Annotated in this window: 24 protein-coding genes and 1 riboswitch; of the genes, 5 read left to right on the forward strand and 19 right to left on the reverse strand. The window is 61.5% G+C overall.

Translation table 11 applies throughout. The features are described 5' to 3' along the window. Window positions 1-66 precede the first annotated feature (66 nt). The 3 genes from J3456_RS07735 to J3456_RS07745 all read right to left on the reverse strand — a co-directional run bounded on the left by J3456_RS07735 (window position 67) and on the right by J3456_RS07745 (window position 1652). Window positions 67-564 (reverse strand): hypothetical protein, encoded by a 498-nt coding sequence (locus J3456_RS07735; protein ID WP_349579630.1) that lies wholly within the window; start codon window positions 562-564, stop codon window positions 67-69. Between the two features lie 11 nt (window positions 565-575). Then, window positions 576-1259 (reverse strand): CbtA family protein, encoded by a 684-nt coding sequence (locus tag J3456_RS07740; RefSeq protein WP_349579631.1) that lies wholly within the window; start codon window positions 1257-1259, stop codon window positions 576-578. A 222-nt stretch (window positions 1260-1481) separates the two neighbouring features. Further along, a complete protein-coding gene (locus J3456_RS07745; protein WP_349579632.1) occupies window positions 1482-1652 on the reverse strand; it encodes a CbtB domain-containing protein in 171 nt (56 codons plus the stop codon). A gap of 34 nt (window positions 1653-1686) precedes the next feature. After that, window positions 1687-1903: riboswitch (cobalamin riboswitch) on the reverse strand. A 165-nt stretch (window positions 1904-2068) separates the two neighbouring features. On the opposite strand from J3456_RS07745, the gene J3456_RS07750 reads away from it, so the two are divergent. After that, the gene (locus J3456_RS07750) at window positions 2069-3070 is read left to right on the forward strand and encodes a PAS domain-containing protein (RefSeq protein WP_349579633.1); all 1002 of its coding nucleotides are present in this window, start codon (window positions 2069-2071) and stop codon (window positions 3068-3070) included. A 3-nt stretch (window positions 3071-3073) separates the two neighbouring features. Here J3456_RS07750 and pncB read toward each other — a convergent pair whose 3' ends face one another. Together pncB and pncA are read right to left on the reverse strand one after the other, a co-directional pair. After that, complete coding sequence (gene pncB / locus J3456_RS07755) at window positions 3074-4366, reverse strand: nicotinate phosphoribosyltransferase (RefSeq protein WP_349579634.1); 1293 nt, start codon at window positions 4364-4366, stop codon at window positions 3074-3076. 70 nt (window positions 4367-4436) lie between these two features. Continuing rightward, window positions 4437-5033 carry a bifunctional nicotinamidase/pyrazinamidase gene (pncA, locus tag J3456_RS07760; protein ID WP_349579635.1) on the reverse strand — a complete coding sequence of 199 codons (597 nt, stop codon included), beginning with the start codon at window positions 5031-5033 and terminating at the stop codon, window positions 4437-4439. A gap of 98 nt (window positions 5034-5131) precedes the next feature. On the opposite strand from pncA, the gene trhO reads away from it, so the two are divergent. After that, window positions 5132-6031 carry an oxygen-dependent tRNA uridine(34) hydroxylase TrhO gene (gene trhO, locus J3456_RS07765; RefSeq protein ID WP_349579705.1) on the forward strand — a complete coding sequence of 300 codons (900 nt, stop codon included), beginning with the start codon at window positions 5132-5134 and terminating at the stop codon, window positions 6029-6031. Between the two features lie 6 nt (window positions 6032-6037). Here trhO and J3456_RS07770 read toward each other — a convergent pair whose 3' ends face one another. The 5 genes from J3456_RS07770 to J3456_RS07790 form a co-directional block, all read right to left on the reverse strand. Next, window positions 6038-7366: an NAD(P)/FAD-dependent oxidoreductase gene (locus tag J3456_RS07770; RefSeq protein WP_349579636.1), complete on the reverse strand. Its 1329-nt coding sequence runs from the start codon at window positions 7364-7366 to the stop codon at window positions 6038-6040. Then, window positions 7363-8184: an ABC transporter permease gene (locus J3456_RS07775; protein WP_007118263.1), complete on the reverse strand. Its 822-nt coding sequence runs from the start codon at window positions 8182-8184 to the stop codon at window positions 7363-7365. Before J3456_RS07775 ends, J3456_RS07770 begins: the two co-directional genes overlap by 4 nt. Next, a complete protein-coding gene (locus J3456_RS07780) occupies window positions 8181-9056 on the reverse strand; it encodes an ABC transporter permease subunit (protein ID WP_349579637.1) in 876 nt (291 codons plus the stop codon). The genes J3456_RS07775 and J3456_RS07780 overlap by 4 nt, the downstream gene beginning before the upstream one ends. Before the next feature lie 2 nt (window positions 9057-9058). Then, the gene (locus tag J3456_RS07785) at window positions 9059-10186 is read right to left on the reverse strand and encodes an ABC transporter ATP-binding protein (RefSeq protein ID WP_349579638.1); all 1128 of its coding nucleotides are present in this window, start codon (window positions 10184-10186) and stop codon (window positions 9059-9061) included. Window positions 10187-10285: 99 nt separating this feature from the next. Then, window positions 10286-11371 carry a polyamine ABC transporter substrate-binding protein gene (locus J3456_RS07790; protein WP_349579640.1) on the reverse strand — a complete coding sequence of 362 codons (1086 nt, stop codon included), beginning with the start codon at window positions 11369-11371 and terminating at the stop codon, window positions 10286-10288. Between the two features lie 145 nt (window positions 11372-11516). Here J3456_RS07790 and J3456_RS07795 point away from each other — a divergent pair, with 145 nt between their 5' ends. Continuing rightward, window positions 11517-12218, forward strand: coding sequence for a GntR family transcriptional regulator (locus J3456_RS07795; protein WP_349579641.1), 702 nt, complete (start codon window positions 11517-11519; stop codon window positions 12216-12218). A gap of 75 nt (window positions 12219-12293) precedes the next feature. Further along, a complete protein-coding gene (locus tag J3456_RS07800) occupies window positions 12294-13688 on the forward strand; it encodes an aspartate aminotransferase family protein (protein ID WP_349579642.1) in 1395 nt (464 codons plus the stop codon). Between the two features lie 33 nt (window positions 13689-13721). On the opposite strand, the gene J3456_RS07805 is transcribed toward J3456_RS07800, so the two are convergent. The 7 genes from J3456_RS07805 to dapD all read right to left on the reverse strand — a co-directional run bounded on the left by J3456_RS07805 (window position 13722) and on the right by dapD (window position 20794). Then, window positions 13722-15017 carry a lytic murein transglycosylase gene (locus J3456_RS07805; protein WP_349579643.1) on the reverse strand — a complete coding sequence of 432 codons (1296 nt, stop codon included), beginning with the start codon at window positions 15015-15017 and terminating at the stop codon, window positions 13722-13724. Between the two features lie 101 nt (window positions 15018-15118). Next, window positions 15119-17383, reverse strand: coding sequence for a ribonuclease R (rnr, locus tag J3456_RS07810; RefSeq protein WP_349579644.1), 2265 nt, complete (start codon window positions 17381-17383; stop codon window positions 15119-15121). A 32-nt stretch (window positions 17384-17415) separates the two neighbouring features. Then, window positions 17416-17985 (reverse strand): TIGR04282 family arsenosugar biosynthesis glycosyltransferase, encoded by a 570-nt coding sequence (locus tag J3456_RS07815; protein WP_349579645.1) that lies wholly within the window; start codon window positions 17983-17985, stop codon window positions 17416-17418. Then, the gene (dapE, locus tag J3456_RS07820; protein WP_349579646.1) at window positions 17982-19127 is read right to left on the reverse strand and encodes a succinyl-diaminopimelate desuccinylase; all 1146 of its coding nucleotides are present in this window, start codon (window positions 19125-19127) and stop codon (window positions 17982-17984) included. Before dapE ends, J3456_RS07815 begins: the two co-directional genes overlap by 4 nt. Window positions 19128-19228: 101 nt before the next feature. Continuing rightward, window positions 19229-19567, reverse strand: a complete 339-nt coding sequence (locus J3456_RS07825) for a DUF8846 family protein (protein WP_349579647.1) — start codon at window positions 19565-19567, stop codon at window positions 19229-19231. 88 nt (window positions 19568-19655) lie between these two features. After that, the gene (locus tag J3456_RS07830) at window positions 19656-19910 is read right to left on the reverse strand and encodes a GlsB/YeaQ/YmgE family stress response membrane protein (protein ID WP_067622328.1); all 255 of its coding nucleotides are present in this window, start codon (window positions 19908-19910) and stop codon (window positions 19656-19658) included. A gap of 56 nt (window positions 19911-19966) precedes the next feature. Then, entirely contained in the window at window positions 19967-20794 is an 828-nt protein-coding gene (gene dapD / locus J3456_RS07835) for a 2,3,4,5-tetrahydropyridine-2,6-dicarboxylate N-succinyltransferase (protein ID WP_067940927.1), read from the reverse strand. Between the two features lie 173 nt (window positions 20795-20967). Between dapD and J3456_RS07840 the strand changes: the two genes are divergently transcribed. Further along, a complete protein-coding gene (locus J3456_RS07840; protein WP_349579648.1) occupies window positions 20968-21831 on the forward strand; it encodes an LOG family protein in 864 nt (287 codons plus the stop codon). Window positions 21832-21851: 20 nt separating this feature from the next. Here J3456_RS07840 and J3456_RS07845 read toward each other — a convergent pair whose 3' ends face one another. Beyond that, on the reverse strand, window positions 21852-22817 hold the full coding sequence (locus J3456_RS07845) for an NAD(P)H-dependent flavin oxidoreductase (RefSeq protein ID WP_349579649.1): 966 nt from the start codon (window positions 22815-22817) through the stop codon (window positions 21852-21854). A 3-nt stretch (window positions 22818-22820) separates the two neighbouring features. Beyond that, window positions 22821-24434, reverse strand: a complete 1614-nt coding sequence (locus J3456_RS07850) for a GMC family oxidoreductase (protein WP_349579650.1) — start codon at window positions 24432-24434, stop codon at window positions 22821-22823. Window positions 24435-24642 lie beyond the last annotated feature (208 nt).

Below are 24642 nucleotides of genomic sequence, written 5' to 3' on the forward strand. Positions count from 1 at the left end.
GATCCCATCGGGTTATGCGTGCCGGGTATGCGCTCCGGCCCGTTATGAAAAGGGGAAGCGGGGCGATTATTCAACTGTCAGCACCTCGCGCGCGGTAATCGGCGCACCGTTTACCGCCAAGGGGCGGTGGTCATTGGCGTTGAGAGTGACCTCAACCGTGACCTCACCCTTGGGCAGATCAGGCAGATGCAGCCATGGGCCATAAAGCCGCCCGATCTTGGTGCCGTTGACATAGACATGGGCATGGCCCTCGCCGGGTTGGTGGTCGCCGCTGGCGTTCTGCGGGGCAAAGGCGAAGCCTTCGGTCTCTACGGAAAGGTTATGACCCGACATTGGGTCAGGCGTCACGCGGATCGCGAGGCTGGGGGCGTCTTCTGCGGCAAGCGTGATCGGTTGGCCGTGCATCCGCGCGTGATCTGCGCCGCCGTGGTCCACCCCGCCATGGGCGGCAGGGTCGCCGTGGTCATGGCCGTCGAAGGTCACGCCGCTGCTCGCGGCGATGGCAAAACCAATGCCACCGCCAAAGACCAATCCGATGACGAATAGTGCCAGTGATCTGTCCATCTTGACCTCCCTCAGGCGCTACGCGCGCCTTCACGTTGCCAAAAGAAGCCGGCGAAGCTGCCTAGCAGAACCCATGCGGCAAGGCCAATGCCAAGTGCGCGGGCGGCGAATAGCGCGCCGATCTCAGTGGGCACCGGGCCGCTGAAACTGTCGGGTTCGGGTGCGCCGACGACATGCGGGGCCATCAGCAACACCGCCGCGCCGATCCATGCGGCCCAACCATTGCCGAAGGCCAGCAGCCAGAGCGCCACCAGCGCCGCCCCGGCCGTGGCGAACCACCAGATCTGCCGCGCGGTGATGTCTGCCGCGGCCACGCCGGGCACCTCGGGCGCAAGGCTGAACCCCGGCGCGAGGTGGAAAGCAACGAAGCCGGCCACCCCCCAAAGGATACCCCAGCGGCCATCAATCACCGCGCCGCGTTCTTCGCCAAAGCTCATCGCGCCAAGTAGGATCAGCGCATAGGCAGTATAGGTCAGCATGGTGAAGATCAGGCTTAGCCCATCGCGGACGGCATCAAAACCGGTCAGTTCGGGGTGCGCGCTGACCGCGTCGGCCCCGAAATGCACCAGTGCGCCGGTCTCATAAAGCTCAGCATGGAGCAGCACGGGCTGCACGAAATAGAGTTGCAGCAGGCCGGTCAGCAGCCCGGCAGACGCCCCTGCAAAAAGGGCGGAGGTTAGGAAACGAGAGAACATCGAAATGGTCCTTGGATACGAAATGAAAGACGGCGCCGCGCATGAAGCGGACCGAGACCGTCACCAGACCTCTAGACGTGGTAGACCCTTCCCAACGCGATATGCGATGGAAAGTGAGCACAGCGGATCAACAAAAGGCTGGCAAAAGCAGACGGACGGCAGAATCACAGATAGCCGGACTGCGTGTTGGCAGCCCGGACCCCCGTGATAGTGACGTGGCGCTTAGTGGCAGGGAAAGCCTGTCGCGTGGCGCACGTCATGGGCGGCATCGTGCAATGCTGCGGCCTGCACATGGCCAGTCAGAGCCATCAGGGCAACGCCCAGCACAGCGGCAAACAGAGCCGGTACAAGCTTGCTGCGCGTGGCGCTGGCGGTCTTAATCATTGTCGTCATCTTCATTCTCCTTACCGTCACACCCGACGGCATCTAGCGTTTCATTCGCTTGGCAGGTCTCCTGGCTCGCGGGTCGTGACCTTTGCCCGCCTTCCCCGTCCGGATGGACAAGTGGCACGAGGGGCATTGGCTCACCGCTTACAGTCGCGGGGGCGGCTTCGGCTTCGGGGTCATGCGACCCGTTACTGAATTCCCTTTTCGGTCCCACACCAACAGGCGCTTCTCGGGACACCAAGCGCCCTCAATTACGCATTTTCGACCCTTCATGACAAGCCGCATTTATTGAGCACGACGAAACGCGATCGCGCATACAGCATCTAGTAGACAAATATGGCCCAAACCCCAGTATGCGGGTTGACCCAAAAGCCACGCGCGGGGCACATTGTCGGCCAGTTTCGAGCGAAGGGCGGCAATTCATGAACGACAAGACGGTTTTGGCCGCTCGGCAGACCCTGACCGATGACGTTTTAGGCAAGGTCGTGCGCTACGCCCGCTTGCCGTTGTGCATCACCGACCCGACCCTGCCGGACAATCCGATCGTCTATGTTAATGAGGCTTTCACCGATCTTACCGGCTATCGCTTGGAGGAGATCGTCGGGCAAAACTGTCGCTTTCTGCAAGGGCCGGATACCACGCGTGAAAGTATCGACGCAGTGCGCAACATCCTGTTGGATCGCCGGGTCGATACGGTCGAGATCGTGAACTACCGCAAGGACGGCAGCCGCTTTCTGAACGCCCTGCAATTGGGCCCGATCAATGACGAAAACGGCAACCTGATCTATTTCTTCGGCTCGCAGCTCGATGTCTCCGAACGCCGCCGATTAGAAAGCGAGCACCGCAAACTGGCCGATGACGAGTTGCTGCACCGGCTGCGCAATATCGTGAATGTCATGACCGCCATGGTCCGTTTGACCGCCCGCGAAGAACCGACCCCAGCAGCCTTTGCCAACAAGGTGATCGACCGCCTTTCGGCTTTGGGCGCGGCGCATTTCGACACGATCGGCCGCAGTGATCAGCAAGAGGTGGATTTCAAGACCCTGATAGGGCCGATCATTCGAGCCTATACCTCGGCCACTGATGAACAAATCAACCTTTCGGGGGCGAACCCGCTGATTTCGCACCGCCTCGTCTCGCCCCTGACGCTGGCCCTGCATGAGCTGGCGACAAACGCGGTGAAACATGGCGCGCTCAGCACCGAAACGGGGCGGGTGTCGTTGGACATCGCGCTTCTTCAAGCGCCCGCCCGGTTGCGATTCGTTTGGCAGGAAATCGGTGGACCAGAGGTGACGAAATCCGACCGCGACAGCGGCTCGCGGATCATCCAGTCGCTGACCCGCGCGGTCGGTGGCACCTTGCAATACGATTGGCAGCCCGACGGATTGATCGCCACGGCGGAATTCCCGATTGGTCAGGATTGACCCTTAGACGATCACCTGCTGCGCGGCCTGCTCTCCCACCCCGAAGACCCGTTTGTAGCGCGCGATTTCATCCGCCGGGCCCATCGCCTTGTTGGGGTTGTCCGAGAGTTTGACCGTGGGCCGCCCATTGGCGCTGACCGCTTTGCAGACAAGGCTGAAGGGCGCCAGCGCATCATTCGGCACCAGCCCGCGGAAGTCATTGGTCAACAACGTCCCCCAGCCGAAGGAGATTTTCGCCTTGCCCGCGAATTGGGCGTGAAGCTCTTTGATCTTATCCACGTCGAGCCCATCGCTAAAGATCACCCGCTTGGTCGTCGGGTCTTCGCCGCGCGCGCGCCACCAGTCGATGGCCGTCTGCGCCGCCGTGGCCGGATCACCGCTGTCGACGCGGATGCCGGTCCAGCCCGCCAGCCAATCCGGCGCGTGATCAAGGAAACCCTTGGTGCCGTAAGTGTCGGGCAAGATGATCCGCAGATTGCCTTCGTGTTCGTCATGCCAATCCGACAGCACGTCGTAGGGCGCGCGGGCAAGCTCGGCGTCATCATCGGCCAAGGCAGCATAGACCATCGGTAACTCATGGGCGTTGGTGCCAATCGCCTCTAGTTCGCGCATCATGGCGATGCGGCAATTAGAGGTGCCGGTGAAGGCATTGCCCAGCCCCTCATGCATCGCCTGCACACACCAGTCCTGCCACAGGTACGAATGCCGCCGCCGCGTGCCGAAATCCGCAATCGAAAGATTGGCCACTTCGCGCAGCGTCTCGATCTTTTCCCAGACGCGGGTCATGGCGCGGGCGTAAAGCACCTGAAGCTCGAACTTGCCCATCGGGTCAAGTGCTGCACGGCTGCGCAGTTCCATCAGTACGGCCAGCGCGGGGATCTCCCACAGCATGACCTCGTGCCATTTGCCCTCAAAGGTCAGTTCATATTGATCGCCTTTGCGTTCGAGATGATAGGGCGGCAGGCGCATGCCTTCGAACCACTCCATGAAATCCGGGCGGAACATCTGGCGCTTGCCGTAGAAGGTATTGCCGCGCAGCCAAGTGCTTTCGCCCCGGCTGAGGCTGAGCGAGCGGATGTGATCCAACTGCTCGCGCAGCTCGCCTTCGTCGATCAGATTGGCCAGCGGGATATGGGTGGAGCGGTTGATCAGGCTAAAGGTGACCTGTGTGTCCGGCTTGTTGCGAAACACCGACTGGCACATCAGCAGCTTGTAGAAATCCGTGTCGATCAGCGACCGCACGATGGGGTCGATCTTCCACTTGTGGTTATAAACGCGGGTGGCGATGTCGACCATGGGAGGTTCCTTATTGCTTGCACCCTTCATGCCAAGGGGGCGGGCAGATGGGCAAGGGGAAAGCGGCGGATTAGGCCAACGCCACCCCCGCCGCGCGCATCCCCTCGCGGGATTTGGCGAGCGATCCGTCCAGATCAATTGCGCGGCACAGGTCTTCGCGGACATCGACATTGAAACCCAGTTTCGCCGCATCCACGGCCGAGAAGTTCACGCAGAAGTCCAGCGCCAGCCCGACCATGGTCAGCCGTTCGATCCCGCGCGTGCGCAAGTAGCCTTCGAGCCCCGTGGGGGTGCTGTGGTCATTCTCAAAAAACGCCGAATAGCTGTCGATGTCGGGGTTATAGCCCTTGCGAATGATCAGATCGGCCCGGTCTGTTTGCAGATCAGGATGGAACTGCGCGCCGATGCTGCCTTGAATGCAGTGATCGGGCCAGAGCACTTGCGGGCCATAGGGCATGGTGACGATCTCGTACGGCGCATTGTTCTTATGCGAAGAGGCGAATGACGAATGCCCCGCGGGGTGCCAATCCTGCGTCAGGACCACGGCGTCGAATTCAGACATCAGCGCATTGATGCCGCGCAGAATCTCATCACCTTGGGGCACTTCCAGCGCGCCACCGGGGCAGAAATCATTTTGGACGTCGATCACGATCAGGGCATGGGTCATGGGCAGTCTCCTCAACAAAAGGGGTAGGGCTGCGGGTGGGGTAGGTCAATGGCACGCCCCGGATTGAGCTTTGCGCCTGAAGCGCTTATTTGACGCTTATGTATACCATTGCCGCCCTATATCACTTCACCCGTTTTGAAGATCCCGCCGCGCTCAAGCCTGCGCTGCTCGCACTTTGCGAGGCGCAATCGGTCATGGGCACGTTGCTTTTGGCCCCCGAGGGGGTGAACGGCACCATCGCCGGGCCGCGCGCCGGGATCGACGCGGTGATCGCCCATCTGCGCGCCCTGCCCGGCTGCGCCGATCTGGAGTGGAAAGAGGCCACCAACGACAAGCCGCCTTTTGGCAAGATGAAGGTGCGGATCAAACGCGAGATCGTGACGATGGGCCAGCCCGATGTCGATCCGCGCGCCAAGGTTGGGCATTACGTCGACCCCAAAGAGTGGAATGAGTTGATCCGCTCGCCCGATGTGGCGGTGATCGACACGCGCAACAATTACGAAGTGGCCATCGGCACCTTTGAAGGCGCGGTTGACCCACAGACCGAAAGCTTTGGCGAATTCCCCGCGTGGTGGGAGGCGAACAAAGACCGCTTCCACAACAAGAAGATCGCGATGTTCTGCACTGGCGGCATCCGTTGCGAGAAATCGACCAATTACCTCATTGGTCAGGGCGTTGAGGATGTCTTTCACCTCAAAGGCGGCATTCTGAAATACCTCGAAGAAGTGCCCGAACAGGAAAGCACGTGGGAAGGCGATTGCTTTGTCTTCGACAACCGCGTCAGCGTCGGCCACGGGCTGCGCGAAGGGCCGCATATGCTCTGCCACGGCTGCCGCCGCCCGATCCTGCCTGAGGATACGACACACCCCGCCTATGAGGTCGGGGTGTCCTGTCATCAGTGCGCGGAGGAAACATCGGACGCCGACAAAGAGCGGTTCCGCGAGCGTCAGCGGCAGATTGCGCTGGCGAAAGAACGCGCAGCGTCGGAGCAGGGCTGAACGCCTTTAACGGTCCGACAGCGCAAACCCCGCATAGGCAAAAGGCATGACCGCCCGGCGAAAGCGGCCCAACTCGAACCGCGCAAGCGGGGCGCGCATGGGGGCGGGATAGGGCCGCTCTGGCGTCTTGCCGCGCACCAGATCAGCCAAAAGCGCACCGGAATAGCTGGCCATCGCCACGCCATTGCCGTGGTAGCACAGCCCCGCAAACATGCCCGGCTGATCCGGCACCTCGCCCACAAAGGGCATCCGGTTGCGGGCGATACAGACCATGCCGGACCAGCCGTGCGGGGTCTCTACATCGCGCCACGCGGGGAACATCGCCTCGAAATCGGCGCGCGCGCGGCGCAGGGCGCGCCTTTCGGAATTTGGGTTGGACATCAGGCCGCCGCGCACACCGAACAACATGCGATTGTCAGGCATTAGCCGGAAGTAATGCAGCAGATGGCGGCTGTCATAGCAGGCTTGTTGGCTGGTCCAGCCTTGGGCAGACAACTCTGCCTCGGTCATTGGGCGGGTCACGATCACGCTGGACTGCGTTGGCATGTAACGCGCGGCAAGCCACGGCGGCAGGTCTTCAGAGGAATAGCCGTTGGTGGCGATGATCACCCGTTCGGCGCGGATGCGGCCCGTGAGGGTGGTGACATCGAATGCACCGTCGCGGCGGGTCACGTTCAAGGCCGGGCTGTTGTGATAGACCGTCACCCCCGCGTCTTCGGCGGCCTGTGCGAGGTCGGTCACATATTTGCGGGGGTTCAGGCCAAATCCAATCGGCACGGTGATCGCACCTTCGAAGCCCGCGTTTAGCCCCTCTGCGGCCAAATCGGCCTTTTCGGTCAGCCGTGCCGTGACACCGTAGTTCTCTGCGTAGTAATCCAGCTTGCCGCGCATCTCTTCGAAATCGCGGGGGCGGTGGGCCAATTGGGTCTCGCCTTGGGAATGCCGGTCGACATCGACACCGCGGGTCGCGATGAAATCCTCCACCTGCCGGATCGCGGCCAATTCGGCCTGCCGCCAACCGAGCCGCTCCTGCCGCCCAAATTTGCGATCAAGCGTGGCGTCTTCCAGCATCCCGCCGCCCAGACAGCAAAAGCCCCCGTTGCGGCCAGATGCGCCAAAGCCCACACGCTCGGCCTCCAGCACCGTGGCCCCTACCCCGGCTCGCGCCAGATGCAGCGCCGCGTTGAGGCCGGTGAACCCGCCACCGATGATCACTACATCAGCCTGCGCGTCGCCCTGCTGCGCCGGGCGGTCCGGCGCGGCGCAGGTTTCATCCCACCAGCAGCCCGCGCGCGGCGCTTCGGAATAGGCGAAATCCGCGTAGATGCGCCTCATGTGGCAGGCCGTTCCGCCGCGCGGGCCTCCTCTTGCGCACGTAGGCTGGAGCGTTTGCTGACCAACGACGCGGTGATGACCCCCACGGTGACGATGGCGATCATGATCGTCGACAGCGCGTTGATCTCAGGCGAGACGCCCAAACGCACGGCGCTGAAGATTTTGATCGGCAACGTCGTCGCTGACGGCCCGGCGGTGAAGGAGGCGATCACCAAATCATCAAGGCTCAGTGTGAAGGCCAAGAGCCAGCCCGAGATCACCGCAGGCGCGATGATCGGCAGGGTGACCAGACGAAATGCCTCCCAAGGGGACGAGCCGAGATCGAGCGCGGCCTCCTCCAACGAGCGATCGAAAGACACCAGCCGCGAAGACACAACGACCGAGACGTAGCACATCGAAAAGGTCGTGTGCGCCAGCACGATAGTGAGCACGCCGCGGTCCAGCCCGATGCCGATGAACAGCAAAAGCAGCGACAGACCGGTGATCACTTCAGGCATCACCAGCGGCGCATAGATCATGCCGGAAAACAGCGTTCGCCCCATGAACCGCCCGCCGCGCACCAGCACATAGGCGGCCATCGTGCCCAACACCGTGGCGATCGACGACGAAATCACCGCGACCTTGATCGTGACCCAAGCGGCGTTCAAGAAAGCTTCGTTTTGCAGCAACTCGCTGTACCAGCGGGTCGAAAAACCGGCCCAGACCGTCACCAGTTTCGAGGCGTTGAAGCTGTAGATCACCAGAATGATCATCGGCAGGTAGAGAAAGGCAAACCCCAGCGTCAGGGAGGTCACGTTGAACCATGTCATCCGCTTCATTGTTCGGCCTCCGCCTGTTTCTGCTGGTTGCGCTGGAACAGGATGATCGGGATGATCAGGATCAGCAGCAAGATCACGGCAACGGCGCTCGCCACCGGCCAGTCGCGGTTGTTAAAGAACTCTTCCCAAAGCACTTTGCCGATCATCAGCGTGCCCGACCCGCCCAGTAGCGAGGGGATCACGAATTCGCCCAAGGCAGGGATGAAGACCAGAAAACTGCCCGCCACGATGCCATTGCGCGACAGCGGGATCGTCACCAGCCAGAAGGCTTGCAGCCGCGAACAGCCCAAATCCTCAGCCGCCTCATTCAGCGATTCATCCAAACGATCCAGCGCGGCATAGATCGGCAAGATCATGAACGGCAGGTAGGTATAGACGATGCCGATATAGACTGCCGTGTTGGTATTAAGGATCTGTAAAGGCTCTGCGGTTAAACCCACCCACATCAGCAGTTGGTTTAGCAGCCCTTCGTTGCTGAGAATGCCCATCCACGCATAGACGCGGATCAGGAACGAGGTCCAGAACGGCAAAATCACCAACATCATCAACGTGGCGCGCCACTCTTCGGGGGCGCGGGCCATGCCGTAGGCGATGGGATAGCCGACCAACAGCGTAAAGACGGTCGAGACCACAGCGATGCGCAGCGAACTAAGGTAGGCTTTCCAATACAGATCGTCGGAGGCGAGGAAGGTGAAATTCTCGAAATCCAATTGGGCGATCAGCGCGCCGATGCCATCCTTGATGGTCGGCGTGTAGGGCGGAATCGCCAGCGCCGTGTCAGACAAGGAGATTTTGAAAACAATCAGGAAAGGCACCAGAAACAGCGCCAGCAGCCAGAAATAGGGGACCGCGATCAGGGCGAAACGACGCATATTCATTGCGCCAACAAGACGCCTGCGGTGGCGCTCCATGAAATCCAAACGGGGTCTTCCCAAGTGATGTCACGCCGGGCGATGCGCCGGGTGTTAGCGGTCTGCGCTTTGATCACCTGCCCGCCGGGCAGTTCGACGTGATAGGTGCTGAGGTTGCCCAAATACGCGATGTCGAGCACTTTGCCCTGTAGCGCATTGGGGGCATCCTCGGGCCGGTCGGTCGAGATACGAATTTTCTCGGGCCGGATCGCCAGATGGGCCTGCTGCCCCTCGCTGAACGGCACGGCGGAGGTCGCGGTCAGCGGCGGCTGCCCGTCGATCCAGTTCAGATGATATTGGTCTTCGCCAATGGCCTTGGTGCTGGCTTCGATGATGTTCACGTCGCCGATGAAGTCGGCCACGTAGACGGAATTCGGTGCCTCATAGATTTCAGCCGGGGTGGCCACCTGAATGACGCGCCCCTCGTCCATCACCGCCACGCGGGAGGCGACGGTCATCGCCTCTTCTTGGTCGTGGGTCACGATGACAAAAGTGGTGCCGGTGGATTCTTGAATATCCATCAGCTCGAACTGAGTGTCTTGGCGCAGCTTTTTGTCAAGCGCGCCTAAGGGTTCATCCAGCAACAAAAGCTTTGGCGCTTTGGCAAGGGATCGGGCCAATGCCACGCGCTGCCGTTGGCCACCAGAGATCTGATGCGGTTTACGGCGGGCGAATTTCTCTAGCCGGGTCAGTTTCAGCATCTCGGCCACACGGGCCGCAATCGCGTCCTTTTCCATTTTGTCGCGGCGCAGACCAAAAGCGATGTTGTCCCAGATGCTAAGATGCGGGAACAGCGCATAGGACTGGAACATCATGTTCACCGCCCGTTTGTTCGGCGGCACCGGGCCGATGTCTTGCCCGGCCAGTTCGATCTGCCCGGAGGTTGGGTTTTCAAACCCCGCGAGCATCCGCATCATCGTCGTCTTGCCGCAGCCCGACGGGCCCAGCAGGGCAAAGAATTCCTGCGCATAAATGTCCAAGGACAGATCGTCGATGGCGACGAATTCACCGAATTTCTTGGTTACATTCTTAAAGCGAATGAGCGGTTTTTCGTCGGGGTCGTTCCAGGGGGCGAAGACGGTTGGGCTCACGGTTGAGACATCCTTTGATCGGGCTTTGCTCGGGCTTTGATCGGGTCGCGGGGCAAGAAAAAAGGGCGCGACCAGTCTGGCCGCACCCCCTGTCTCAGATCAGGTACCAGACTTGATCTTGGTCCAGAGCCTGGTCACCACGCGTTGCACTTTCGGCGGATAGGGTGTGGTGGTGAACAGGTTGTTCAGCGCCGCTTCGGAAGGGTAGATCGCCGGGTCGCCGATCACATCCTCAACCAAATGCGCTTGCGAGGCCTTGTTGCCGTTCGCATAGTAAACGTAGTTCGACGCTGCCGCCATATTCTCGGCGTCCATGATGAAATTCAGGAACTTATGCGCGCCTTCGGGGTTCGGTGCGTCGACCGGGATGGCCATCTGGTCGAACCACATCTGCGCCCCTTCGGAGGGGGCGTTATAGGCGATCTCGACGCCGTTGTCGGCTTCGGCCGCGCGGTCGCGGGCCTGCAGAATATCGCCAGACCAACCGACTGCGACACAGACATCACCGTTGGCCAAAGCATTGATATATTCCGAAGAGTGGAATTTTTGGATGTAGGGGCGGACCGGCATGAAGACCTCCTCGGCCTTTGCGATCACATCCGGGTCATGGCTGTTGGGATCTTCGCCGATGTAGTTCAGCGCTGCGGGGATCATCTCGGCCGGGGCATCGAGGAAATGCACGCCGCAATCGGCCAGTTTCTCCATATTGGCAGGGTCGAAAACCAGATCCCAGGAATCAACCGGGGCGTCTTCGCCCAAAGCCTCTTTGACTTTGCCGAGGTTTACGCCGATGCCTGTGGTGCCCCACATGTAGTTGATCGAATGCGCGTTGTCGGGATCATATTGTTCGGTCCGCGAGGAAACCACATCCCACATATTTTCAAGGTTGGGCAGCTTGGAGGCATCCAGCGGCTGGAATGCACCGGCAGTGATCTGGCGCTGCAGGAAGGTGCCCGAGGGGACAACCACGTCATAGCCCGACCCACCGGCCAGCATTTTGGTCTCTAGCACTTCGTTGCTGTCGAACACGTCATAGACCAGTTCGATGCCGGTCTCTTCTTCGAATTTATCCAGCAGGGATTCGTCGATATAATCCGACCAGTTGTAGACGCGGACCGTTTCGGCAGTGGCGGCACCTGCCATCAAGGTGGCGACGGCGGCGCTGCTTAGTAGCACATGTTTCATTTCAAACTCCCGTTAGACAGGTCGGGTTGATCCCCACCTTTCGTCAATTTGATCAAGTTTTGCCTCCTCGGGCAAGATGGTTTATGCTTTCATGCAGAATGAAATGCTGCAACACACGGCGAAACAAGACGGAAAGACCGCTCCCATGGGTTCAGAAAAGACCGATCCGAGACTGCTTCCCGCCGCCGATGCGGCGGCCAAGACACCAATCCATCAGCATGTTTACGAACGTCTGCGCAAGATGATTCTATTTGGCGATTTGGCCCCCGGACAGGGGGTTACGATCCAAGGTCTGACCGCCGCGCTTGATGCAGGCATGACGCCCGTGCGCGAAGCCATCCGACGCCTAATCTCCGAAGGGGCGCTGACCCATTTGGGCAACCGCCGTGTCACCGTGCCAGAGCTGACCCACGCCGGGCTGGAAGAGCTGGGTTTCATGCGTGAAACGCTAGAGCCCGAACTGACCAAACGCGCCGCAAATCGCATGACAGACGGGCGTTTGAACGCTTTGAAAGACTGCGACAACGCGCTGAACCTTGCCATCGATCGGGGCGATGTCGGTGGCTATCTGATGCAGAACTACAGCTTTCACAGGATGATCTACGACCTTGCCGAAGCGCCCATCATGGCCGCCACGGTGGACCGGCTGTGGCTGCGTTTCGGCCCCTCGCTTCGCGTGGTTTGCGGGCGCTATGGCACCAGCAATCTGCCCGATAAACACGCAGAACTTCTTGCGGCCTTTGCCGAGGGCAACGCCGCATTGGCGGGTGAGGTCATGACAGGCGATGTTGCACAAGGAATGACCCAAATCCGCGCCGCCCTTGATGGGTTGCCCATTCCGCGTTGATTCGATTGACATGCTATAATTTGATCATATTCTGCAGCGAAGCTTATTTTTCACGCAGATAGAAGGTGCACAGACATGCCGCCCATTACGAATCACCTCCCCACCACGGACCTTCAGGCGCTTGATGCGGCGCATCATATGCATCCTTTCACCACCAACGATGAATTAGCCGACAAGGGCGCACGCATCATCACACGGGCCAAGGGCATCTATCTGACCGACAGCGAGGGGAATGAAATTCTCGACGCGATGGCGGGACTGTGGTGTGTGAACCTCGGCTATGGCCGCGAAGAGATGGGCAAGGTCGCCGCACGGCAGATGAACGAACTGCCCTATTACAACACCTTCTTTCAAACGACCCATGTGCCCGCCATCGCGCTGGCCAAGGAACTGGCCGACCTCGCCCCCGGTGATTTGAACCACGTCTTTTTCGCCGGGTCCGGATCAGAGGCGAACGATACCAACCTGCGTATGGTCCGGACCTATTGGACGCAAAAGGGCAAGCCAGAGAAGAGCCATATCATCAGCCGCAAGAATGCCTATCACGGCTCCTCCGTCGGGTCGGCCAGTCTGGGCGGCATGACCTATATGCATGAGCAAGGCGGCCTGCCGATCCCCGGCATCCATCACATCGGCCAGCCCGATTGGTATGCCGAGGGCGGGGATATGTCGCCCGAGGACTTCGGCCTGAAACGGGCGCAGGAGCTGGACGCGAAGATCGTCGAACTGGGTGCCGACAAGGTTGCCGCCTTCATTGCCGAACCCGTGCAGGGCGCAGGCGGGGTAGTCATTCCGCCCAGCACTTACTGGCCTGAAATTCAGCGCATTTGTGAAAAGCACGACATTCTGCTGATCGCGGACGAGGTGATCTGTGGCTTTGGCCGGACGGGGAACTGGTTTGGCTCGCAAACCATGGGGATCAAACCGCATATCATGACCATCGCCAAGGGCCTCAGCTCGGGCTACGCGCCGATTGGCGGGTCGATTGTGTGTGACGAAGTGGCCGAGGTCATCAACGCCTGCGAATTCAACCACGGCTACACCTATTCCGGTCACCCGGTCTGTGCCGCCGTGGCGCTGGAAAACCTGCGCATCATGCAAGAAGAGAACATCATCGACCATGTGCGAGACATCGCCGCCCCCGCGCTGAAAGAGGCGCTGGATAAGCTAGGAGAGCATCCACTGGTTGGCGGGGTCAACGTTTCCGGCCTGATGGCGTCTCTGCCGCTGACGCCGGATAAGGAAAGCCGTGCGCCATTCGCGGATGGGGGCCTCGCTGGCTACACCTGCCGGGAGCATTGCTTTGCCAATAATCTGGTAATGCGCCATGTCGGCGACCGGATGATCATCTCTCCGCCATTGGTCATTACGCCCGAAGAGATCAAGATCTTCGCCGAACGGGCGACCAAGGCACTGGATGCGACCTATGCCGATCTGAAAGACAAGGACATGTTGAAAGCTGCGTCCTGAACGACCGGGCTGCCCCCGTTTGGGGGCGGCCCTTTATTCCTCGCGCAGTCGGGCCAGCAGCCGGGGCGAAGCATAGCCATCCGGCGCGATCCCTTCGACCTGCTGATAGCTGCGCACAGCATTGACGGTCAACGGGCCGATCTTGGCGTCGATCTTTTGCGTGTCAAAACCCGCCTTTGTCAGTAGGGTCTGCAATTCGATCCGCTCATCAAAGCTCAGCGCGCGGTCCTCGCGGGGCCACTCTTGCTTTATCTCCCCGGCGCCACCGATCCGGTCGGCCAGATGGCCGACGCCGATGACATAGGCATCCGCCGTATTATAGCGCTCGATCACCGCGAAATTCGGGAAGATCATAAAGGCCGCGCCCTGCGCGCCTGCGGGCAGCAGGATCGACGCGGGCCCGTGATCCGCCACCGCGTCGCCATTCAACGCGGTCACGCCAAGGTCGGCCCATTCCGCCGGGGTCTTGGTCACCTCCCGGTCGGCCAGCAGATAGTCGAACCCTTCGGGCAGGGCCACTTCGACACCCCATGGCTGGCCCGTCGTCCAGCCGAAATGCTTGAGGTAGGCGGCGGTAGAGGCCAAAGCATCGCTGGGGTCATCGCCCCAAATGTCCCGCCGCCCGTCACCATCCCAATCGACGGCATGAGCGTGGAAGGACGACGGCATGAACTGCGTATGCCCCATCGCGCCCGCCCAAGAGCCGCGCAACTGCTCTGCATCGGTATCGCCCGCCTGCAAAATGCGCAAAGCGTCCAGCAGTTCGCCCTCGAAAAACTCCGCCCGCCGCGCGTCATAGGCGAGGGTGGCCAGCGAATTCAGCACGCTGTCGCCGCCCCGGAAACTGCCATAGGCGCTCTCTAGCCCCCAGATCGCGGTGACGATCTCTTTCTCCACGCCGTATTTGATTTCGATATCTTCCAGCGTGCGCTCCCACTGGGCCAACGCCTTCTGCCCGTTCTGCACCCGCAGGTCCGAGGTCGCGGTGTCGAGGTAATCCCAGATCGTTTTGGTAAACTCCGACTGGTTGCGGTCGCGGCGGATCACCTCGGTGTCATAGAGCACCGTATCCAGCGCGCGGTCAAAGACATCCGGGTCGATGCCCTGCTGCAGGGCGCGGGGCCGGAATTCCGTCACCCAAGCGCGCAACCCGGCCTCATCCCCGGTGGCCTCTGGGGTGGTTTGCTCTGCCGGGGTGGCGGAAACAACCACGGCCTGCGACGTGCGCGGCGCGGGCCGCGTAGATTCAGCAGGACCAGACCCAAAGGCCGGAGCCCCCATGCCTGCGGTCGCAAGAATGCCTGAAATCATCGCGTAATGCCGGATCATAATCGCCTCACCTCATAGAGTTGCGACAAATCCTATGCCCGCCCCGCCCCGGTGGGAAGGGAGGGGCACCGCCATCCGCGAAGCTCCGCTTGTTTGCCGCCTTAGCGGCGGGTGCGGGTCACTTTACGCTTGATCTTGTCCTTCTTGCGCTTGGCTTTGACGGCCTTGCCGCGCGGGTTGCGCCCGGCGGGGCTTCGGCTGCCACCTCCACCCTGCTTGACCTTTTTATCTTCGATCTCAAGCAGTTCCAGTGCGATGCCCCCGGTGACGGGCACCGCCTCGGCCAGCCGTACGGTCACCCGTTGGCCGATGCCGATGATCATGCCGGTATCGGACCCCATCAGCGTCTGCGCCTCTGGATCATGGTGAAAATACTCGCGCCCCAAAGACCGCATCGGCACCAGCCCATCGGCGCCCGTCTCGTCCAGCTTCACGAAGGCCCCGAACCGGGCGATGCCGCTGATCCGACCGGTGAACTCATTGCCCACACGCTCTGACAAGAAGGCGGCGAGGTAGCGGTCGGTCGTGTCGCGCTCTGCCACCATTGAGCGCCGCTCGGTGTCCGAGATATGCGCGCCGGTCTGTTCCAGCCCTTCGATCTCTTCCGGGGTCAGACCGTCCTTGCCCCAGCCATGCGCCGTGATCAGGGCGCGGTGCACAATCAGGTCGGCATAGCGCCGGATCGGAGAGGTAAAATGTGCATAAGACCGCAGGGCGAGGCCAAAGTGCCCGATATGCGCGGGACCGTAATAGGCCTGTGTCATCGACCGCAGGGTGCTGAGGTTGATCAGTTCCGCGTCATTCGTCCCCGCCGCCTGATCCAGCAGGCGGTTGAGATGCGCGGTTTGTAGCACCTGCCCCTTGGCAAGGGTAAAGCCTGCCGCCTGCGCCGTTTCGCGCAAGGACTCAAGCTTCTCCGGTGAGGGTTCCTCGTGAATGCGGAACAACAGCGGAGTCTTCTTTTTCAGCAAGGTCTCGGCGGCGGCGACATTGGCCAGCACCATGAACTCTTCGATCAGCTTATGCGCGTCGAGCCTTTCGCGGAAGTTGACCGATTTCACCTTGCCATCGTCACCCAACTCAATCCGGCGTTCCGGTAAGTCCAACTCAAGCGGTTGCCGCTCGGCCCGCGCGGTTTTCAGCGCGCCGTAGGCGGCATAAAGCGGTTTTAGCACAGGCTCCAACAGCGGGCCGGTGCGGTCGTTGGGGTTGCCGTCAATGGCGTCCTGCACCTCTTCGTAATGCAAGGATGCGGGCGAGCGCATCAGCCCGCGATGGAACGTATGGCCGATCTTGTTGCCCTTGGCGTCCAGCACCATACGCACGGCGATACAGGCGCGCGGGACACCTTCGTGCAATGAGCACAGATCGCCCGACAGGCGATCCGGCAGCATCGGCACCACCCGGTCGGGGAAATAGGTCGAGTTGCCCCGTTTGCGCGCTTCGATATCCAGCGCCGAACCGGGCGTGACATAGGCCGCCACATCCGCGATGGCGACCCAGACGACATGACCGCCTTCGTTCTTGGGGTCCTCATCCGGATGGGCATAGCAGGCGTCATCATGGTCGCGTGCATCGGACGGGTCGATGGTAACCAGTGGCAGGTCGCGCAGGTCTTCGCGGCCCTTAAGGCCCTGCGGTTTGGCGGCATCGGCCTGTTCGACCACCTTATCGGGGAAATCATCGGGAATGCCATGCTGGTGGATCGCGATCAGCGACACCGCACGCGGCTCTGACGGGTCGCCCAACCGCTCGACAATACGCGCACGGGGGGAGCCCATGCGCCCCTTTGGCCCGGCCTGTTCGGCTTCGACCAGCTCACCGTCTTTGGCCCCGTGGGTATGGTCGGCTCCGACGCGCCATTCACGGTCAGCGCCCTTGTCGATCGGCACGATCCGCCCGCCCTCGGCAGCCTTGCGGAAGATGCCCAAGACCTTTTTCGGATTGCTGCCAATGCGGCGGATCAGCCGCGCCTCATAATGGTGGTCTTCGCCTTTCACCAGCGTCAGCCGTGCCAGAATGCGGTCGCCTTCGCCAAGAGCGGGATCACTGTCGCGCGGGATCAGCAGCACGACGGGCTCGTTGCCCTCGCCATGCCATTCCATCGGCCTGGCAAACAGATCACCATCCTTGTCCGGCCCCGTGACCAACAGCACCGAGACAGGCGGCAAGCGATCCGGATCCTGATAGCTGCGCTTGCGCTTTTCCAGATGGCCTTCGGCCTCTAGCTCTTTCAGCACGCGCTTGAGATCGATCCGCGCCGCACCTTTGATGCCAAAGGCTTTGGCGATGTCGCGCTTGGCGGTCAGCGTGGGGTTCTGTTCGATCCAGTCGAGGATCTCGGATTTGCTGGGTATCTTGCTCATACCTCAGCAGGTAGCACGCGGCCCCCCTGTCGTCATGGCAAATCGTGAATTTCGTCCACGTCGCGCAGGGCGGAGACTTCGGCGATGCGGTAGCCCGGCAGGGTCGCGCGGCTGTCGGCCAGCGCGTGCGGGCCGGACCAGCGTACAGCGTCGAACAGGCTGGGCGGTGCGCGGCGGGGGTGTTTCAGGCCAACGAGCCAGTAGCCACCATCCGGCGCGGGGCCAAACACCGCGTCATGTCGTCCAAGCGCGCCGAAGGCCCGCGCAAGTTCCTTGCGGTTGATGCCCGGAATGTCCGCCCCGATCACACAGGCCGGTCCAGGTGCCGCGCGCAGCATCCGTGCCATGCGGTCGCCCAGATTGCCCCTGCCCTGCGGCCAGCGGGGCAAATGCGCGGGCCAAACCCGGCTTTGCAGCCCTTCGATATCCGGCGCGACAGCCAGCACCACCTGCCAGCGCGGGTCTTCAATGCGGCGCAGCAGACGGCGCGTCTGGTGGCGAAACCACCAAGCCGCGCCGACCATGCCAAGGTCACGGCCCAACCGGGTTTTCACCCGACCGGGACGTGGTTCTTTCACCATAACGATGAGCGATGGTTTCACGTGAAATAATTCCGCAGCACGCGGGTGTAGATGGATTTGAGCTGTTCGATATGCTCAACCCGCACATGCTCATCAACTTGGTGCATGGACTGGCCGACCAGACCGAACTCGACCACTGGGCAATGCGCTTTGACAAAACGCGCGTCAGAGGTGCCGCCGGTGGTAGAAAGCTCGGGCTTCACGCCCGTCTCTGCCTCGACCGCGCCCGCAACCAGATCGGACAGCGCGCCCGGCGGGGTGATAAAGCTCTCGCCGGAGATCTTGATCTCCACCTCCACCTGCAGGCCGAATTGCTCGGCGATTTTGTCAGCTTCGCCGCGCAGCCAATCGCTGAGGCTTGCGCCTGAATGGTGGTCGTTGAACCGGATATTCACCGCGCCGCGGCACTGCGCCGGGATCACGTTGGTGGCCTTGTTGCCGGTGTCGACCGTGACAACCGCCAGTGTCGACGGATCGAAATGATCGCTGCCCTGATCCAACTGATGGCTGGCCAAACGGTCCATCAGCCGCATCATCGCGGGCAGCGGGTTGTTGGCCCGGTGCGGATAGGCCGCGTGGCCCTGTTTGCCGGTCACTTTGAAATGCGCATTCATCGAGCCGCGCCGCCCGATCTTGATCATATCGCCCATGGTTTCGGGGCAAGTCGGCTCCCCCACAAGGCAGACATCCATCCGCTCGCCGTTCTCGGCCATGTAGTCCAACAGCGCCGTGGTCCCGTCGAAGGCGTCGCCCTCTTCATCCCCGGTGATCGCCAGCACGATGGAACCATCGGGCGGTGTGTCCTTCACGAAATCGACCGCCGCCGCGACAAAGGCGGCCACGCCGGATTTCATATCCGTGGTGCCGCGGCCATACATGATGCCGTCTTTGATCTCGCCTCCGAAGGGGGGCATCGACCAATCGGCCTCATCCCCGATCGGCACCACGTCGGTATGACCGTTAAAGCCGAAAGACGTGGTGTTGCCCTTGTTGCCCCAGCGGGCAAAGAGGTTGCAAATGCCGCCCCGGTCCACGCGCGTGCAGTCGAACCCAGCCGCGCCCAGCACCTCTTCCAGCAGTTCCAACGCACCATCGTTGACGGGGGTGACAGAGGCGCAGCGCACCAGTTTTGCGGTGAGATCAACAGGGTCGAGACCGGACATATCGGCTCCTTTTCAGGGGTTATCGCTTGTCCGGTAACTTGTGTGGGCAAATCGCGCCGATGCCAAGGGGGCGCACTGCAATTCCCCGTGTGGGGCCGTGGTCAGTCGAAAAACGGGGTCATTTGGGCGACGATGACCGAGTTTTCCTCTAGTGCGCGCTGCATCAACTCACGCTCTTCGCCGTCGATCTCTTGGCCCTCGGCCTCGCGCTCTTCCAGCGTGCCATAGCCGGTCACGTCCAGCGGGTTGGTGTCGGCCTGTTTGAGGATCGCCACGGTCTCTCGCACGGCTTCGGCCTCGTCGATACCAGAGGCGAAACACATCAGCGCGGCCCCGGTGGCCTTGTCGGGCAGGCCATCGCCATCCTTGCGGCCGATCTGAACCAAAAGGGTAAAGACCTGCTGGCGCGAAGGTTTCTTGGTTTTCTTGGGATCAGACATGATTAGGGCCGCCGATTGCTTTCGGCAGCCCTAACCTTTTCGCTCAGATTTGGAAAGGGGCCGCGCCCCTGCCCTTAGGTCTTGGCAATCAGGTCTTGCCGCGGACCAACCGTGTGACCCAGATCAGTAGGCAGGCACCGATGATGCCGACCACCAACTGACCGAACCAACCGCCCAGCGTACTGCCAACGATCAGCATCAAGAGCCAGTTCGCGACCAAGGCACCTACGATGCCGAGGATGATGTTCATGATCAGACCCATGTCCGACTTCATGATTTTTTCTGCGATCCAGCCTGCAAGGCCACCCACGATGATTGCGGCAAACCAACCGATACCCGTCATGTCGTTAATCTCCTTTGAATTCAGGTCTCAACGCAATGGCAGGGCATTTGGTTCCCTCAGTCGCGCAGCAGCTCGTTGATCGAGGTTTTGGAGCGGGTCTTGGCGTCCACCCGTTTTACGATTACGGCGCAGTAGAGGTTCACGTTGTTCTTCGATGGCATGGTGCCTGCGACGACAACCGACCCTGCGGGCACTTCGCCATACATGATCTCACCGGTTTCGCGGTCGACGATCTTGGTCGACTGGCCGATGAAGACACCCATGCCCAGCACCGAACCTTCGCGCACGATGCAGCCTTCGACGACTTCCGACCGCGCCCCGATAAAGCAGTTGTCTTCGATGATAGTCGGGCCTGCCTGCATCGGTTCCAACACGCCGCCAATGCCGACGCCGCCCGAGAGGTGCACGTTTTTGCCGATCTGCGCGCAGGAGCCGACGGTGGCCCATGTATCAACCATGGTGCCGCTGTCGACATAGGCGCCGATGTTGACGAAAGACGGCATCAGCACCACGCCCGGCGCGATATAGGCCGAGCGGCGCACGACGCAGTTCGGCACGGCGCGGAAGCCGGCCTCTTTCCACTCGGCATCGCCCCACCCTTTGAATTTGCTGTCGACCTTGTCCCACCAGCCAGCGCCCTGCGGGCCGCCTTCTTGATGTTCCATATCCTTGATGCGGAAGCCCAGCAGCACGGCCTTTTTGGCCCATTGATTGACGTGCCACTGACCGTCGTCCTGCTTTTCCGCCACGCGCAGCTTGCCGCTGTCGAGCGCGTTCAGCGTCTCTTCGATGGCGTCGCGGGTCTCTCCGGTGGTGGCGGATGTGATCTGGTCGCGGGTATCCCAAGCGGCTTCGATGGCGGTTTCAAGTTGGGCGTTGGACATGGGGCAAGTCTCCGAATGATGAAAAGGCCTTTTGAGGGCTATAGCCTTGCACCGCCAAGGGTGCAATTGCCGGGCGATGAGGGGCGTGGTCATTCTGTGATCAACAATGCATGTTGACCTGAGCGGCCATCGCGCCACCTGAGCCAAGCCCTAGACCAAGGAAAGACCCGAGGATGACCGAGGAACACCGCCACCCCCTGCGCCGCGCCAATGTTGATCGCGCCAGGGCCCAGGACGCCCCCGACACGCCGCAAACCCGCGCGCCCGCCTATCGTCTGGCCTTTACCGACGATGACTTCATGTGCCGCGATGAGCTGCGCCCGGTGCGCCTGCAACTGGAATTGCTCAAGCCCGAACTGCTGCTCGATGCCCACGGCATCCAATCGACCATCGTGCTCTTTGGCGGCGCGCGCATTCCTGCACCAGCCGAGAAACACACCGCCCGCACCAAAACGTTGGCCGATCTGTCGCGTTTTTATGACGAGACGCGCACCTTTGCCCGGCTGATGACTGAAAAGTCGATGGAAACCGGCGGCGTGGAGAACGTCATCGTCACCGGAGGTGGACCAGGCGTGATGGAGGCGGGCAACCGTGGCGCGTTGGATGCCGGCGGGCATTCCATCGGCCTTAACATCGTTCTGCCGTTTGAGCAGGCACCCAACGAATATGTCACGCCGGAGCTTTGCTTTAACTTCCACTATTTCGCGATCCGCAAGATGCATTTCCTGATGCGCGCTCGCGCGATCTGCGTCTTCCCCGGTGGCTTCGGCACGATGGACGAATTGTTCGAGGCGCTGACGCTGATCCAGACGGGCCGCATGAACCGCGTACCCTTCTTGCTGTTCGGGCGCGAGTTCTGGGAAAAGATCATCAACTGGGACGCGCTGGCCGATGCCGGAACGATCTCTGCCGAAGATCTCGGCCTGTTCCGCTTTGTCGAAAGCGCGGATGAGGCGATGGAGGTGATCGAGAAATGGGAGACCGCCCCCGCGCGCGAGCATGTGCCGGGCCGGGAAGAGGTCGAAGATCACGGCTGATCGGGCTTTGCCCGGCCCCGTCACCGGGTAAAGGTCTGGTCCAAGGCCATTTCGGCCCCTTGGACAATATCGCGCAGGATATCGGCGGCGGGACTGACCGCGCCGATCAACCCTGCGACCTCTCCGACAAAGGCGTTGGCGGTGCGGGCGTCGCCCTCTGCCACCGCCGCCTTCCAACGTGGCAATTCCTGCGCCAGCGCGGCGCGCAGCCCGTCGGGGTCATCATGCCAACGGTCGGTGAAATCGTTGCGCAAGACACGGCCCGTGTAGCGTTTGGGCCAGTCATAGCCGCGCATGATGTCGGTCACGGTGCTGCGCAGCGTATCATCGCCACTGGCCTCAATCGCGGCCTTTAGCATCGCGGGGTGCACCAGCGCCTCTTCCGAGGCCCAGAACCGCGAGCCGACGACCACCCCATCGGCCCCCAGCATCAGCGCCGCAGCCAACCCGCGCCCATCGCCCACACCGCCCGCCGCACAAAGCAGCACCTCCGGCGCTTGGCGGGCGATGTGATCGGCAATTTCGGGCACAAGGGTAAAGGTCGCGCGTTTTTCGCCGTGACCACCGGCTTCGGCCCCTTGGGCGACGATGATTTCAGCCCCCAGATCAATCGCATGCGCCGCATCGCGCAGGGTTTGCACCTGACAGATCAACGGCACTTTGGCCGCTTGGATCTGGGGCACGAACTCTGCCGGATTGCCGAAAGACAGAAAGACCGCCGCCGGGTCGCGGGCGAGGACCTGCTCCAACGCTTGCGGATGCTCCCGCAGCTTCCAAGTGATAAAGCCGCAGCCGACCGATTGATTGCCCGCCAGATCCAACTGCTCGGCGATCCATTCGCCCGCGTCATAGGCACCGCCGATCATACCCAAGCCCCCCGCGCTTGAGACCGCAGCCGCAAGCCGCCCGCCCGCCGCAAAGGCCATGGGCGCTTGGATGATCGGATGGCTGATCCCCAGCCGTTTGGTCAGCCGCGTGGTCAGCATCCCCTACCGCCTCGCCAGAATGGCGTCAGCCGCCTTTTCGGCGATCATCACCGTTGGCGAAGCCGTGTTGCCCGAGACGATCTTGGGCATGATCGAGGCATCCACCACCCTGAGCCCCTGCAGCCCGTGCACCCGCAGATCGGCATCGACCACCGCCATCGGATCGCTGCCCATCTTGCAGGTGCCAACGGGGTGAAAGATCGTCGTGGCAATGTCGCGCGCCTTGTCGAGCAGGTCTTCATCGCTCTGCACGGCCGGGCCGGGCAGAATTTCTTCGGGCTGATAGGGATGCAACGCCTTAGCCGTCATGATGTGCCGCGCCTGTTTCATCGCCGCGACCGCGACGCGCTTGTCGCTCTCGGCGGAAAGATAATTCAGACGGATATCGGGCTGCACCGCGCTGTCGCGGCTGGTCAGATGGCAAGATCCGATGCTCTCGGGCCGCAGGTTACAGACCGAGACAGTGATCGCCGGGAACGGGTGCAGCGGATCGCCCAGCTTGTCGGTCGACAGGGGCTGGACGTGGTATTCCAGATCGGGCGTCTCAAGCGCCGGATCGGACTTGGTGAACATGCCGAACTGGCTGGGCGCCATCGCCAAGGGGCCGCTGCGCCGCATGAGATATTCCAGCCCCATGCGCCCCTTGCCCCAAAGCGAATGGGTCATCGTATTGAGCGTTTTGGTGTTCTGCACTTTATAGACGGTGCGGATCTGCAAATGGTCCTGAAGGTTCTCCCCCACGCCGGGCAGTTCATGCAGCGCGGTGATGCCCATACCGCTCAAAAGCTCGCCCTGCCCGATGCCCGAAAGTTCGAGGATCTTGGGTGAGTTGATTGCCCCCGCCGACAACAGCACTTCGCCCTCGGCCACGGCCCGCAGAGCGCGGCCTTCGTGGGTAAAGCGCACGCCGGTCACGCGCTTGCCTTCAAGGATCAGCCCATTGGTATGGGCATGGGTCATCACCCGCAGGTTGGGGCGCTGCATCGCGGGGCGCAGGAAACCGCGCGCCGTGTTCCAGCGCACACCGCCATGTTGGTTCACCTCAAAAAAGCCCGAGCCTTCGTTGTCGCCATCGTTAAAATCGGCACGCGGTTCGATCCCGAATTCCCGCGCGCCTTCTTGCACGGCCTCCAGAATGTCCCACCGCAGGCGTTGTTTGCTGACCTTCCACTCGCCTCCGGCGCTGTGCATGTCATTGCCGCCCGCGTGGTGATCCTCGGACTTGAGGAAATAGGGCAGCACGTCGTCCCAGCTCCACCCGGCGTTGCCAAGCTGCCGCCAATGGTCATAGTCCGCCGCCTGCCCGCGCATGTAGATCATGCCGTTGATAGAGCTACAGCCGCCCAGCACCTTGCCGCGCGGGTAGGTCAGAGAGCGCCCGTTCAGCCCCGGCTCAGGCGCGGTTTTCATCATCCAATCAGTGCGCGGATTGCCGATACAATAAAGGTACCCCACTGGCACCTTCACCCAATGGTAGTTGTCATCCCCCCCGGCCTCGAGCAGCAGGACGTTATTGGCTGGATCAGCGCTGAGACGGTTGGCCAAAACACAGCCCGCGGTGCCAGCGCCGACAATGATATAGTCATAGCGACCCTCTAGCTGCGTCTCGTCATTCATGGTGATCTCTCCCGATATTCTGGCCCGCCTCCCCGGCGCGTCATTGGTAGAGCGCCCGGCGACAGGTCACAATCCCTGCCGTAACTCGCCCGCCCGCCGCAGCATTTGCCGCAAAGCCACATTCGCCCCGCTTTGCCCGCGCAGCGCATCCGTTTGTTGATTTTTTCGACCCTTAGGTGAATATGGCCGAACTGGATATATTGCCCCC

This window comes from Sulfitobacter sp. NFXS29 (assembly GCF_040148765.1).
GTDB lineage: Bacteria > Pseudomonadota > Alphaproteobacteria > Rhodobacterales > Rhodobacteraceae > Sulfitobacter.